This window comes from Sphingomonas sp. 2378 (assembly GCF_038084995.1).
Classification (GTDB): domain Bacteria; phylum Pseudomonadota; class Alphaproteobacteria; order Sphingomonadales; family Sphingomonadaceae; genus Sphingomonas.
In genome coordinates this window covers 1-214 of record NZ_JAXCMJ010000177.1, presented here as the reverse complement: position 1 = coordinate 214, position 214 = coordinate 1, and the positions used below count along the sequence as shown (strand labels likewise).

Below are 214 nucleotides of genomic sequence, written 5' to 3'. Positions count from 1 at the left end.
TGACGTGACCCCCGTTTCTTCATCCAACTGGAAGTAGAGACCGTCTCCTTAAAGGGACGGACGGAATGAAGCGGAAGCAGTTTTCGGAAGAGCAGATCATCGGCATCCTGAAGGAGGCCGAGGCGGGTGCGGTGGTGACGGAGCTGTGCCGCAAGCACGGGATGTCGAGCGCGACTTACTATGCGTGGAAGGCGAAGTTCGGCGGCCTGGAGGT

General features: G+C 59.3%; 1 protein-coding gene. It reads left to right on the top strand.

The window, feature by feature from the left end; translation table 11 throughout:
* Window positions 1-65 precede the first annotated feature (65 nt).
* Window positions 66-214 (top strand): transposase (locus tag SM191_RS19825; RefSeq protein ID WP_341507693.1); only part of this gene is annotated, 149 nt, incomplete at its 3' end.